The sequence below is a fragment of the Mangrovibacter phragmitis genome (assembly GCF_040429585.1).
Taxonomy (GTDB): Bacteria; Pseudomonadota; Gammaproteobacteria; order Enterobacterales; family Enterobacteriaceae; genus Mangrovibacter; species Mangrovibacter phragmitis.
In genome coordinates this window covers 5,261,029-5,273,477 of record NZ_CP134782.1, presented here as the reverse complement: position 1 = coordinate 5,273,477, position 12,449 = coordinate 5,261,029, and the positions used below count along the sequence as shown (strand labels likewise).

Annotated in this window: 12 protein-coding genes and 1 pseudogene; 8 read left to right on the top strand and 5 right to left on the bottom strand. The window is 50.3% G+C overall.

The genetic code is table 11. The features are described from left to right. Positions 1-10 precede the first annotated feature (10 nt). From MPHASIOC01_RS25340 to citG, 7 genes are read left to right on the top strand one after another with little or no spacing between them, the layout of a single operon-like run. Positions 11-895, top strand: coding sequence for a fumarylacetoacetate hydrolase family protein (locus tag MPHASIOC01_RS25340; protein ID WP_064596591.1), 885 nt, complete (start codon positions 11-13; stop codon positions 893-895). Between the two features lie 17 nt (positions 896-912). Next, entirely contained in the window at positions 913-1,956 is a 1,044-nt protein-coding gene (citC, locus tag MPHASIOC01_RS25335) for a [citrate (pro-3S)-lyase] ligase (protein WP_353613549.1), read from the top strand. Positions 1,957-1,981: 25 nt separating this feature from the next. Further along, a complete protein-coding gene (gene citD / locus MPHASIOC01_RS25330) occupies positions 1,982-2,275 on the top strand; it encodes a citrate lyase acyl carrier protein (RefSeq protein ID WP_064596595.1) in 294 nt (97 codons plus the stop codon). Beyond that, positions 2,272-3,147 (top strand): citrate (pro-3S)-lyase subunit beta, encoded by an 876-nt coding sequence (gene citE / locus MPHASIOC01_RS25325; RefSeq protein WP_353613548.1) that lies wholly within the window; start codon positions 2,272-2,274, stop codon positions 3,145-3,147. The genes citD and citE overlap by 4 nt, the downstream gene beginning before the upstream one ends. 23 nt (positions 3,148-3,170) lie before the next feature. Next, a complete protein-coding gene (gene citF, locus MPHASIOC01_RS25320; RefSeq protein WP_353613547.1) occupies positions 3,171-4,700 on the top strand; it encodes a citrate lyase subunit alpha in 1,530 nt (509 codons plus the stop codon). 2 nt (positions 4,701-4,702) lie between these two features. Then, positions 4,703-5,236, top strand: coding sequence for a citrate lyase holo-[acyl-carrier protein] synthase (citX, locus tag MPHASIOC01_RS25315; protein WP_369938095.1), 534 nt, complete (start codon positions 4,703-4,705; stop codon positions 5,234-5,236). Beyond that, positions 5,214-6,068 carry a triphosphoribosyl-dephospho-CoA synthase CitG gene (citG, locus tag MPHASIOC01_RS25310; RefSeq protein WP_064596604.1) on the top strand — a complete coding sequence of 285 codons (855 nt, stop codon included), beginning with the start codon at positions 5,214-5,216 and terminating at the stop codon, positions 6,066-6,068. The genes citX and citG overlap by 23 nt, the downstream gene beginning before the upstream one ends. Before the next feature lie 40 nt (positions 6,069-6,108). Here citG and yghU read toward each other — a convergent pair whose 3' ends face one another. Together yghU and MPHASIOC01_RS25300 are read right to left on the bottom strand one after the other, a co-directional pair. Then, a complete protein-coding gene (gene yghU, locus MPHASIOC01_RS25305) occupies positions 6,109-6,960 on the bottom strand; it encodes a glutathione-dependent disulfide-bond oxidoreductase (protein ID WP_064596609.1) in 852 nt (283 codons plus the stop codon). Between the two features lie 313 nt (positions 6,961-7,273). Then, positions 7,274-8,050 (bottom strand): EAL domain-containing protein, encoded by a 777-nt coding sequence (locus MPHASIOC01_RS25300; RefSeq protein ID WP_353613546.1) that lies wholly within the window; start codon positions 8,048-8,050, stop codon positions 7,274-7,276. A 979-nt stretch (positions 8,051-9,029) separates the two neighbouring features. On the opposite strand from MPHASIOC01_RS25300, the gene MPHASIOC01_RS25295 reads away from it, so the two are divergent. After that, positions 9,030-10,187 carry a GGDEF domain-containing protein gene (locus tag MPHASIOC01_RS25295; protein WP_064596612.1) on the top strand — a complete coding sequence of 386 codons (1,158 nt, stop codon included), beginning with the start codon at positions 9,030-9,032 and terminating at the stop codon, positions 10,185-10,187. 110 nt (positions 10,188-10,297) lie between these two features. On the opposite strand, the pseudogene MPHASIOC01_RS25290 reads toward MPHASIOC01_RS25295, so the two are convergent. The 3 genes and pseudogenes from MPHASIOC01_RS25290 to MPHASIOC01_RS25280 all read right to left on the bottom strand — a co-directional run. Then, positions 10,298-10,441, bottom strand: a pseudogene (locus MPHASIOC01_RS25290) (GNAT family N-acetyltransferase); the annotation flags it as partial. Next, positions 10,375-11,493 carry a T6SS effector BTH_I2691 family protein gene (locus tag MPHASIOC01_RS25285; RefSeq protein ID WP_353614980.1) on the bottom strand — a complete coding sequence of 373 codons (1,119 nt, stop codon included), beginning with the start codon at positions 11,491-11,493 and terminating at the stop codon, positions 10,375-10,377. The pseudogene MPHASIOC01_RS25290 and the gene MPHASIOC01_RS25285, both read right to left, overlap by 67 nt. Before the next feature lie 516 nt (positions 11,494-12,009). Beyond that, complete coding sequence (locus tag MPHASIOC01_RS25280) at positions 12,010-12,219, bottom strand: YdgH/BhsA/McbA-like domain containing protein (protein WP_353613545.1); 210 nt, start codon at positions 12,217-12,219, stop codon at positions 12,010-12,012. Positions 12,220-12,449 lie beyond the last annotated feature (230 nt).

The window sequence follows — 12,449 nt, the reverse complement described above, 5'->3', positions numbered from 1 at the left end:
TTTTACCGCTATGAAAATTGCAAGTTACCAACATCTTGGGCGCCATAGTTATGGCATTGTCACACCAGATGGTTTTATTGACCTGGGCATGCGCCTTGGTGACCGTTGGCCGAGCCTCAAAGCACTGTTGGCAGGGAATGCTCTGCCTCATGCTCAGGCACTGGCGCAGCTAAGCGCCGACGTGAGTTTTGATGATGTCGTGTTTCTGCCCGTAATCAGCCAGCCGGAAAAGATCCTGTGCGTCGGCATGAATTATGCCGAAAAACGCCGGGAGTTTGATCAACATGATCCTGCGCCAACCTTGTTTGTCCGCTTCCCGGATTCACAAACCGGGCATAACCAGCCGGTGATGAAACCGCACTACTCCAGCGAGTTTGATTACGAAGGGGAACTGGCGGTGATCATTGGTCAGGGCGGTGAGCAAATCACGCGTGACCAGGCGCTGAAACATGTCGCCGGGTATAGCTGTTATATGGATGGTTCCGCCAGGGACTGGCAGCACACCTGGTTTACTGCGGGTAAAAACTGGCCGCAGACCGGTGCATTTGGCCCCTGGATGACCACGGCAGATGCGATTCCCGACCCCCACCAACTGGCTATTCGCACCTGGCTGAATGGTCGTATGGTGCAGGAAGACAATACAGCCAGCATGATCCACAGCGTGGCGGAATTAATTGAATACATCAGTACATTCACCCGCCTGAATCCGGGAGATGTCATTATTACCGGGTCACCTGGGGGGGTAGGCAAAAAACGTAATCCGCCACTGTTTATGCATGAAGGCGATCACATTGAAGTGGAAATCGAAGGCATCGGTCATCTGAGCAATGTCATTGTTGAAGCCCCTGCTCCCGCAGTGCTTTCGGAGCGGCCTCTGGCCGCAGTGTCTCACTGAACTGGCCGGTGATAAAAATGGACGACGCCCCTGTCGATTTTCATGTTATCGATATCAGCCGCAATGCTCAGCGCGCCGAAGCCGTTCGCGCGCTGTTAGCGGCCAACCGCCTCGGGATGGATAGCGATGTACGCTATTTCATGCTGGCTTTGGATAACCAGCGGCTGGTGGGGTGCGCCGGCCTTGCGAAAAATATCATCAAATGTGTTGCGGTCGCGCCGGAGTGGCGCGGCCAAAACCTCAGCGCCAGATTATTACAGGAAGTAGAGCGTTACGCCCTGGCTCAGGGGTATTTCCACCTGTTTCTCTATACACGCCCGTATAACATCGACAAATTTGCACAAAGCGGTTTTTGGCCCATTGTTCAGTGCGATGACAGCGCGGTATTGATGGAAAATACCCCCATCGGCATTCAGCGTTATTGCAAACAATTACGCACCTTACGGAAAAGCGGCGCACGCATTGGTTCCATTGTGATGAATGCCAACCCATTCACCCTGGGGCACCGTTATTTGGCAGAGCAGGCCGCCCGGGCATGTGACTGGCTGCATCTGTTTGTAGTACGTGAAGACGCTTCGTTTTTCCCGTTCAACGAACGCTTAGCCATGGTGCGTTCTGGTGTGGCCGATATCCCCAACCTGACGGTACACGAAGGCTCTCACTACCTTATCTCCCGTGCGACCTTTCCCGGCTACTTTCTGAAAGACAAAGGCGCAATTGAGCAAGCCTGGGGGGGCATGGATCTGCTTATTTTTCGCCACTATATCGCCCCGGCACTGGGGATCACCCACCGCTTTGTGGGATCAGAACCTTTCTGCCCGGTCACCAGGCAATACAACCAGTCGATGCACAGCTGGCTGGAAGCCACTGATACCGACCAGACACCCAATATCACTGTGGTGGAGATCCCGCGCATGTGCCGCAAAGCAAGCGGGGAAGCTATTTCTGCTTCCGAAGTGCGGCGCTTACTGAAAACCCAACACTTTGCCCGTATTCGCGACATCGTGCCGCATACCACTTATTCACTGCTGTTGCAGCAATACCGTGCAGCAGTAGCTTAATTCAGGACTGACCAGGAAAACTGTCATGCAGATAATCAAAGAAGCCATCGCCGGTACGGTCGAATCCAGCGACCTGATGGTGAAAATCGCGCCCGCAAGCGGCGAACTGGAAATCGTGATTCATAGTGAAGTGTACAAACAATTTGGCGAACAAATCCGTTCTGTTGTGGCGCAAACCCTCGAACAGATGGCTGTTCATGAAGGCATTGTCATTATTGAAGATAAAGGCGCGCTGGACTGCGTGATTCGCGCCCGGGTACAGAGTGCGTTGTTACGTGCGGCCGATGCGCAGCATATTAACTGGGAGGCGCTGGTATGAAAACACTTCGCCGGAGCATGTTGTTCCTCCCGGGAGCCAGTGCGGCCATGTTGTCCACTGCGTTTATCTATAAACCTGACTCCATTATGTTCGACCTTGAAGACGCAGTATCTCTGCGCGAAAAAGACAGCGCCCGCCTGCTGGTTTTTCATGCCTTGCAGCACCCGATGTACCGGGACATTGAGAAAGTGGTGCGCATTAACCCGCTGAACACGCCGTTTGGCCTGCCAGACCTGGAAGCGGTTGTCCGTGCGGGAGTGGATGTTATCCGCCTGCCAAAAACAGACTCGCCGGAAGATATAGCCGAGCTGGAAATGCACCTGGAACGCATTGAAAGAGCCTGTGGGCGGGAGCCTGGGTCAACCCGCATTATGGCGGCGATTGAATCTGCCATTGGCGTCATCAATGCGGTGGCCATTGCCCGCAGCTCCCCACGGCTGATTGGTATTGCTTTGGCGGCATTCGATTATGTGATGGACATGCAAACTGAGCGTGGCGATGGTACTGAACTGTTCTATGCCCGCTGCGCCGTACTTCATGCTGCCCGTGCTGCAGGGATAGACGCATTCGATGTGGTGTGGTCAGACGTAAACGACGAAGCCGGTTTCCTGCGCGAGGTCGACCTGATCCGCAAAATGGGCTTTAACGGCAAATCACTGATCAACCCGCGCCAGATAGACCTGTTGCACAACGCTTACGCCCCCACTCAGCAGGAAGTTTTACACGCTAAACGGGTGATCGAAGCCGCTGAGGAAGGTGAACGCAATGGCCTGGGCGTGGTTTCCCTCAATGGCAAGATGGTAGATGCCCCCATTATCGACCATGCGCAACGTGTACTGGAACGTGCTGCCGCTTCCGGTGTACGCCAGTAAATTTCCCCAATCAGGACAACATAATGAATAACCAGACAGAAGCACTACATGGCGCGTTTCCTCATCTGCGCCACCTGACCAGTTTTGATGGGGAACATGCCGCTACGCCGTGGCTTGACGATGCCGAAGCAAAAATAAACCGCAAGCTGTGCCAGACACTGGAAGACGCTGTGCAGCGAGCCGGCCTGCAGGATGGCATGACGATTTCTTTCCATCATGCTTTTCGTGAAGGCGACCAGGTGATTAACACCGTGGTAGCGACACTGGCGCGCATGGGGTTCAAAAACCTGACGCTGGCATCCAGTTCCCTGATGACCTGTAATGACGTGCTGGTGGACTTTATTCGCCAGGGGGTGATTACCCGTATTTACACCTCGGGGATGCGCGGCAAACTGGCAGATGCAATATCACATGGATTGATGGCAGAGCCGGTGCAGATTCACTCCCATGGTGGGCGGGTGCATTTGCTCGAAACGGGTGAGCTGCATATTGATGTGGCTTTTCTGGGGGTTCCCTGCAGCGATACGTTTGGGAATGCCAATGGCACACAAGGGCAGTCAGCATGTGGTTCACTGGGCTATGCCATGGTGGATGCGCATTACGCCGATAAAGTGGTCTTGCTGGCTGAAAAGCTGGTGCCATTTCCGAATATGCCAGCCAGTCTGCGCCAGGATCAGGTTGATCTTGTTGTGCCGGTAGAGCGAGTGGGCGATCCTGGCAAGATAAGCGTTGGGGCCGCACGCGTAACCAGTAACCCGCGTGAATTAATGATTGCCCGCAGTGCCGCGCAGGTTATTGAGCACTCGGGTTATTTCAAGAATGGTTTCTCCATGCAAACCGGCTCCGGTGCTGCAGCAACCGCCTGTACCCGCTTTATGGAAGAAAAAATGACGCGCCATGGTGTGGTGGCACGCTTTGCTTTAGGAGGAATAACCGGTAGCCTGGTGGATTTGCATGAAAAAGGCTTAATCGAAAAGCTGCTGGATACGCAATGCTTTGACAGCCAGGCCGCGGCATCTCTGGCCCGTAATCCTGGTCATATTGAAATCTCTACCGAAGTGTATGCCAGCCCGGACAGCCGGGCCGCCAGTTGTGATCAACTGGATGTGGTTATCCTCAGCGCACTGGAGATAGATCTCGATTTTAACGTTAATGTGATAACGGGTTCTGACGGCGTTATGCGCGGAGCGTCAGGTGGACACTGTGATGTGGCGAGCGCTGCCAACCTGACGATTGTTGTCGCTCCGCTGTTACGTACCCGTATTCCTACAGTGGTTAAGCGTGTCACCACCTGTGTCACTCCTGGTGAAAGCATTGACGTCCTGGTTACCGATCATGGCATTGCGGTAAATCCGGCTCGCCCGGAAGTACGTGAACGCCTGCTGGCTGCCGGGTTGAAAGTTGTTGATATAGAAACGCTCTACCAGCGTGCGGTGGCATTAACCGGTGAACCCAGGCCGGTTGCGTTTACTGACCGCATTGTGGGTATTATTCGTTACCGCGATGGCTCCGTCATTGATGTCGTACGCCAGGTGCAGGAGGAACAGGAATGAGAATGCTGGCCCCTCAACAACCAGGGGTCAGTCTTTCAGCACTGCTGGCGGCAAAAGAGCAACGTGCTCACCGCCAGCAGTCATGGCTGGCTCGTTATCATACTCCTCTGATTTCACTGACACTGGTCACCCCGGGCAGTGTTAAAGACAGTATTCAGTACCGTAACCTGATGGGGGTTGCGCTGGTTGCGTGCGACCAGTTGCTCTGGCAACACCGTTGGCCGGTATTAGCGCGGGAAGTTAACTGGCTGGATACTGGTGCAGAAGCCTTGTGGAGTGTGGACCACAATGCAGCAGAATTGAAAGCCAGTTGTGTGGCGCTGGAACAGGAGCACCCATTAGGCAGGCTGTGGGATTTTGATGTGTTCGACCCGGAAGCCGGGCAAATTGGCCGCCATTCCCTGGACCGTGCAGGCCGGCGTTGCCTGATATGCGGCGAACCGGCTCATGCCTGTGCGCGCTCACGTCGCCACCCGGTTGAGTTAGTGGTTGCTGAAGTGGAGAAACGCATCGATGGCTGGTTTACCCGTGATTAATGCTGCACCCATACGCGTTTCATCAACCACTATGCCGCAACGTGTGGTTCGCGCGCTGTACGATGAAATTCATCTGACACCGAAGCCTGGCCTGGTTGACCGGGCAAACAGCGGCGCTCATCACGACATGGACCATGAACTGTTTATCTGCAGTATTGAAGCGATTGCCCCCTGGTTTGTGGTCTTCCATGAACTGGGAAAAGCACATGCAGACCAGCCGGAAATGATGCAACTGCGCTTATTGCGCCCGGCAGGTATTGCCTGTGAACAGGCCATGTTTCAGGCAACAGGTGGGGTGAATACCCATAAAGGCGGTATTTTTTCGCTGGGGTTATTGTGCAGTGCCGCCGGGCGACTGGAAGCACAGGGCTGCAGGCTTTCGCGCCAGGCGGTGTGCCAACAAGTCAGCCAGTTTTGCCACGGTCTGGTGGCGCGTGAGCTGGTTCAACGCAATCGCCAGGCATCCACGGGTGAGCGGTTGTTTCAACAGTTTGGTCTGGCGGGGGCGCGGGGAGAAGCAGAGTCAGGTTTTCAAACTGTCACTCGCTATATTTTGCCGGGCTGGCAGGACGAAGCCTGTGAAGAACGCCGTCTTCACCTGGCGCTGTTACGCCTGATGGCGGTCAACCCGGATACCAATTTAGTCTCCCGTGGGGGGCTTTCAGGGCTACGTTATGTTCAGCGTTCTGCCCGGCAGGTTCTGAGCACACAGTGGACCCACGAGCAGTTACACCAAATGGATCAGGCGTTAATTGCCCGCCACCTGAGCCCGGGAGGCAGCGCCGATTTGCTTTCTGTGGCAATGGTACTGGCAGATTTACCGGAGGTATAAGGCACCCGGCCTGGTTGAACTCAAGGCCGGGCGCAGCGTGTTACAACGTCAGCCCATCAAAATCGGCTGCGCTATGGCGTTCAGGCAGAAACGTGCCCGGCTCGCCATTGGGTTTATTCACAATACGGCCGCGTTTTACCGCAGGACGGGCATCAATGGCTTTTGCCCAGCGCACCACATGCGTATAACTGGTTACATCCAGGAATGTCGCTGCGTCATACAGGCGCCCTAATACCAGACCACCGTACCAGGGCCAAATAGCCATATCGGCAATAGAGTAATCCGCTCCCGCAATAAATTCGCGTGTCGCCAGCAATTTATCCAACACATCCAGTTGCCGCTTGGTTTCCATGGCATAGCGGTTCACCGCATACTCGAGTTTGACAGGTGCATACGCGTAGAAATGGCCAAACCCGCCTCCGGCAAAGGGCGCAGATCCTTGTAGCCAGAATAACCAGTTCAATGTTTCCGTGCGGGTTGCCAGGTCTTTTGCCAGGAAGTGGCCAAATTTCTCCGCAAGGTAGAGCAAAATTGCGCCGGATTCGAACACGCGCACCGAAGGGTCTTCGCTGCGATCCAGCAACGCCGGAATTTTAGAATTGGGGTTCAGATCGACAAAACCACTGGAAAACTGGTCTCCTTCGCCAATGCGAATTAAATGGGCATCATATTCTGCATCAGTTACACCAGCAGCCAACAACTCTTCCAGCATGATGGTCACTTTCTGCCCATTCGGCGTACCCAGAGAATAAAGCTGAATGGGGTGCTTCCCACAAGGTAGCGTTGCTTCGTGGGTGGCACCAGATACCGGCCGGTTAATGGCTGACCATGTGCTGCTGTCTTTAGCCGGTGGGGTCCAGACTTTTGGCGGTTGCCATGTATTCGCTGTCATAAGGTGATATCCCATTGTTGAATGAAAATCTACAGGGAGTGTAGCAGGTCTGTTTTTTTCGGTTTAACACTATCAGGCGTGAAAGCATTTACTTTGCGAAGTGAGTCAGAGAAAAGAAATCCCGTTACCTGATCAACAGGTAACGGGATAAAACAGAAGGATAACAAGGATTATCCTGGGGTGAATGTCGTCTCCACTTCGTTGTTGTGGCTGGCGGACCTGGCTGGCCGTTGCCCACGTAATCCGTGAAAATTACATACTAACGATGCCTGCGTTCCTGTTTCAGGTAAAACAAGCTGAATAACATAATTAACTAATTATAAAAAAAATTTTCCCTGGTGCTGAAGTGAGTCAAAAAATCAAAAAACTGTTTTTTTGGCAAAGCCTTTGAAATAAGAAAACCCTGAATATAATCGCACTTAAAACCGGCTAATGTTTTAAAATCTTCAATAGTTTCAACACCTTCTGCAGTAACCTGCATGCCCATATCGTGGCTTAATTTTATCAGGTGTTTCAAAATGCTGTATTTGCAACTATTACGGGAAACATCCTGTACTAACTGTTTGTCCACTTTGATTTTATCGAAGGGGTAGTTTAGCAACTGTACGAAGTTGGCAAGTCCATCACCAAAATCGTCCATACTGACTGTTATACCGATATTTTTAAAATGGTCGAGATGATGCTTACCATATTTTAAATGCTCAATGGTCAGGTTTTCGGTGATTTCTACTTCAATTCTGGACGTTGGAATAGCATAAGATTTTAACGTATTAATAAAGTCACTAAAAAAACCATCGGTCTTGAATAATGATGGCGAAATATTGATAGATGCTTTTATATCGGAGTGGTGTTTAAGCATCTCACAGGTTTCGTGCAGCACGAAAAGCGAAAGCGCATAAATAGAACCATCCTTTTCTGACTGAGGAATAAACAAATCTGGCGAGATATAACCATGTGTCTGGTGATTCCAGCGTACCAGTGATTCAAACGAATGAATCTCACTGTTTTTCACACAGTAAATCGGTTGGTAATGTACGGATAAATGCTCCGGTTTTGCCAACGCAATTGTTAACTCGTTCGATATGTCCATACCTTCCCATTGTTATCAGTGCAGCATTCAGTGCCCCATGATTCGCAGAATGTATACCCGTGAACCTGGCAAAAAAAAGCAAATGCAAGCCATCCAAATGCACGAGCTTTGGTTTCCGGTTGAACATACACCTGCACATTTTGTCTTCAGCCCTCTGCCAGGGCTATCCCGTAGGTCGGGAAAGTATGATATTGCTGACACTTTATAGCGGAGCTGGCTGGGTAACCACAGACATTGAAATGCAAAAAATCTCATGTCATAACGCCAACGTACAGATACCATTCAGGACAGAATAGTCACCTGCTTATGTCTCTATTTTCCATTAGTAAGACTTAACGGATTGTTAAGGGATTATAAATGTCATAATCTTATTTTAAAATCGTTTAAACCGATCATTCATTATTATTTGATAGATAACAACTATTGTAGTTTTTGTAACGATCGCTAAAATCAATTGCTCATCAAGGTAACCATATGAAAAAATGTATATAAATTAGTTAGTTCTGAAGCTTGTCTTCTTACGGAAAACACTTTTTGTTACGGGTAAAAGAGCTTTATCTCATTGAAAATAAATTAAAGTTTTTCATATGGTTAAGGTTTTTTTAAGAGAATTCTCATGAGTCGTAAAAAGCATCACTTGTCAACCACTATAATTAGTATGATCACACAAAAGGTTGAGAGAGACTGAAGGATGTTACACAGAGAAGTGAATTCGCCCAATAATCAATAAAAGTCGAGGCCAGTCTTTAACGCTGTTCAGCGGTAGCGTCTCTTGAACGGCAGTGCTAATCTTATGCCAAACAAGCAGCATACAAACCGCTTCACTGCGTTCTTTAAATTGTTTTCTGGCTCAGGGTAAAGTTTGTCACGTATTTCCAGATATATACCTGTTTTGCAGATTACATGTTTGAAACAGACTTAACCTTTATGCCTGCCAGGCCGGCCCCTGAATCTGAATGTTTAACACCAGGATCTTCATGTGACTGCTTTTGATGCGGTAACTTTAGCCAGTATTTTTAACAATATTATTTGCAGCCTGATTGGCTGTTTCTTTCTTTTCCAGGTAAGCCGAAACCAGGCTGGCCATAAAAGAAAGGCCGCAACGTACTTTTTCCTGTGCTTCTTTTTTCTTGGGGTCGCATTTACCCTGATGATGATTCGTGTATGGCTACCAGTGAGTTTTTCTATTTTCACCGCCAATGGGCTCTATGTTACTACTGCCTATATGATGTTGTTCGGTTTTTTAAGTTGGTTTCGTATTCCTGTAAGGGGAATACATATTCTGATTATGGTAATTAATATAACCGTCATAATCACTGCAATGTTGTTTTTCTATCTGCATTATCGCTCTTTCATTACGCGTGTTTATATAGGTGGAATAAACAATGCCACCTTGTTTTTCCTGTGCTTTGTGGTGTGCTGGCACCATCGGGCACAATGTGGCAAAGGGGAGAAGCTGGCTGGCGCTGGGGCGCTGGTTTGCGTGCTGGCATCCTTAATTCCATCCTTGCTGATGTCTGTACGTCCTGAGCCTGCCTTATTTCAGGTATCCATGACTATCACTCAAAATTTGGGCTGCTATTTTGTGCTGGGCGCGTTGTTGTCACTGTTTTTATTTGACCAGATTGACTGGCACTACCGGCGTTCTGTCCGTGATGAGTTAACCGGATTATACAACCGCCGTTATTTCAATGAGCAACTGGACAGACTGCTGGTGCGGGGAAGCGGCAAAGGTTGTCTGGCACTGTTTGATATTGACCACTTCAAAAAAGTGAATGATACATTCGGGCATGATGCCGGAGATTTGGCTGTGCAACGTGTGGCCCGGGAAATTCAGGAATCTCTGCCGCCAGGTGCTCTGGTGGCTCGTTATGGCGGGGAAGAGTTTGTCTGCTTCCTGCCTGAAAGCGATGAACCTCTGGCGCGCCATTTTCTTGAGCACATTCGCCAAAAAGTGAGCGACCTGGCCGTTGAAACACCGCGCGGCAGTGTGGCAGTCACAACCAGTATCGGCCTGTGCCAGGTGTTACCAGGAACCCCGGTTTCACAGGCATTAAAATGCGCAGACGATGCACTCTACCAGGCAAAACGCGCCGGGCGTAATACGCTGGTGAGTGCGGAAACGGCTTCCGGGTAACCACCGTGTGGCTGGCTAAGAAGCGGTGAACTTAACTGCCGGGGTGGTAACCCTTTAACAGGCACTGGCGTTAACCTGTTCAGGCACTGTTAAAGGGGGCTTAATGAGAGTTATTCGGCAAACCTGGTGAGCGCGTCACCTGACAGGCGGTAGCGAACCCACTCATCTTGTGGCTGTGCGCCAATACTCAGGTAGAAATCGATAGCAGGCTGGTTCCAGTCCAGTACACTCCACTCAAGACGCCCGCATTGCCGGGCATCGGCGCGACAACATTTTCGTTATAAGCGGCCACGGCGATACCAAGCTCATCTAAAAAGGCTTTTTCTTTATCCCGGTCGATATACTTTTCATAGTCGGCCCAGCGTAGCTTTACCCGCTGGTCTAAGCGGCGCTCGAAGGTTGCTGCGTTATTGCGCTTAGCTACTTCTGCTGCCTGTTCTGGGTTATCAGGTGGTAAAGGTACACCAGCAATAACCCGGGTACCCACAGCCTGTGCCATTTGTTCCTGAGTTTGGTCTTCAGACAGCAGTTCACGCCGGAACTGCGCTGTCATGGACTGTTCCAGCCCAGCCAGTGCTGAAGAGAGGGCAATTCCACGAGCGTAGTGTGGGTCTTCGGCAAAGCGTGTCTTCAGGCGCCAGGTCAGTAGATGGCTGAGTTCGCGGGTTGTTGCAATAGGGTCTGAAAGGACAACTATCGCCCCTTTGCCTTCGTAAAGCCTGTTGGCGGCCTGTAGCAGGTGCTCGCCGTGCAGGGCATGAAATTTTACAAAAGGGGCCGGGGACCAGGACTTATGGGTACACCCACGCGCTCTCGCACTGTATTCCGCCACAGTTGAGGTAAGTTGAGTGATGGGAAGCGCCTGTTTTTCTGTGCCGCTGTTTATCCATGCATCCATATCAAAACGTTGCATAGACCGGCTGCGGTATTCAGGGTCTTCATGTTGCTTACGTATCGTATCCGTCCACTCCACTTCAGACCAGCCAAACCAGAAGACCCCATTTTTCATACCAAGAGGCCGAACGGGTAATGTAACCAGTGAAGCCGTGGCAAGCTCTCCAGGTTCGGTAATACAGGGCTTTCTTCGCCCGTCCACAATATCCAGAGGGGGAAAGTTGGTGTCTCGTAATGGGTAATAGTAACCATCGCTGGTGACATAGTAATTTATCCAGCAAGACCTGAGTTCAGACCAAATATTAAGAAAGCCTTCCCGCAGCAACCGTGCGGTATAAGTGGTTTCCCCCTTTGCCGGTACAGACACTGTTATCTCTGGTGATAACGGCGGCAATATATCGCTCTGTTCCATCAGTGCCGGACGTACCGGCAAAATGGGCAGGCCGTAGCGAATACAAAAGTGACATCCTTGTTTTACGCTCATTTTTAATCATTCCATTTTTAAAGAGTGAACGAACAGCTTTTATGCGTTTCTGTAGTGACAGGACTGATACGGGTATCTTGCTACCTATTAAGGCTATGTTGTGCGCAACCGGTATTTATATCGCCATAGCCTGGTATTATTTCCCTGTGTCTGCGCCAGACGGCTCAACGCAAGGAATGCAGAATAACTGACTGATTTATTGAATATTCTGAAAAAATTAAAAATGTGATAATGCCGGAGAAAATAGCCGCATGCAGAAGAGGGAATGTAGGGAGTTCATGGCAATCAAGTCAGTATGAGATAGGGTTGCTCTCGTGCCTGGGAAATAGTGCAGAGGGTATCCCGTTTACTGTTTGGGCTCGCTAAAAATAAAAAACCACCCAATTTTTATTGGGTGGTTCGATCTGTGGGCGACTGCTTAAGCAGCAACCTCGTGCAATCCACTTATTTGGTCAGTTCAGCGGTCATATGCACGCCGTTATGCACATTGGCTTCTGTGATGTGGTAAGACGCACCAGCCTGTTTTGCCTGAGCCGCGATTTGTGCTTCAGCGCCATCCAGAGTAGAGGCTGTAGCAGTAACGCTCTGAGCGAAAGCACCGAAAGACATAACAGAAAGAGCAGCAACTGCAACGAAATTTTTGATAGATTTCATGGTCGTTTTCCTTAAATGGTTTTGTTCGTATGGGCTGTATTGCCCTGATGTGAACAATGATAGGCCTGCCATTTAGTGATTAAAATCAAAACAATTTGCGGATCTCTTTCAAAAAATATGAACTATATATTTGCGATACAGAACCGCAGTAACAAGCTACATCTCCTGGCGTAACCCATCCCCCGGCTGTTCCAAATTCACCCGCCCGCCACGAATTGTTCACACCGCTG

Bases quoted from the DNA above. Each gene is read 5' to 3' on its own strand.
- MPHASIOC01_RS25280 (WP_353613545.1), bottom strand. From the start codon at position 12,219: ATGAAATCTATCAAAAATTTCGTTGCAGTTGCTGCTCTTTCTGTTATG.
- citD (WP_064596595.1), top strand. From the start codon at position 1,982: ATGCAGATAATCAAAGAAGCCATCGCCGGTACGGTCGAATCCAGCGAC.
- citC (WP_353613549.1), top strand. From the start codon at position 913: ATGGACGACGCCCCTGTCGATTTTCATGTTATCGATATCAGCCGCAAT.
- yghU (WP_064596609.1), bottom strand. From the start codon at position 6,960: ATGACAGCGAATACATGGCAACCGCCAAAAGTCTGGACCCCACCGGCT.
- citX (WP_369938095.1), top strand. From the start codon at position 4,703: ATGCTGGCCCCTCAACAACCAGGGGTCAGTCTTTCAGCACTGCTGGCG.
- citG (WP_064596604.1), top strand. From the start codon at position 5,214: ATGGCTGGTTTACCCGTGATTAATGCTGCACCCATACGCGTTTCATCA.
- citF (WP_353613547.1), top strand. From the start codon at position 3,171: ATGAATAACCAGACAGAAGCACTACATGGCGCGTTTCCTCATCTGCGC.
- MPHASIOC01_RS25300 (WP_353613546.1), bottom strand. From the start codon at position 8,050: ATGGACATATCGAACGAGTTAACAATTGCGTTGGCAAAACCGGAGCAT.
- MPHASIOC01_RS25340 (WP_064596591.1), top strand. From the start codon at position 11: ATGAAAATTGCAAGTTACCAACATCTTGGGCGCCATAGTTATGGCATT.
- MPHASIOC01_RS25285 (WP_353614980.1), bottom strand. From the start codon at position 11,493: ATGGAACAGAGCGATATATTGCCGCCGTTATCACCAGAGATAACAGTG.
- citE (WP_353613548.1), top strand. From the start codon at position 2,272: ATGAAAACACTTCGCCGGAGCATGTTGTTCCTCCCGGGAGCCAGTGCG.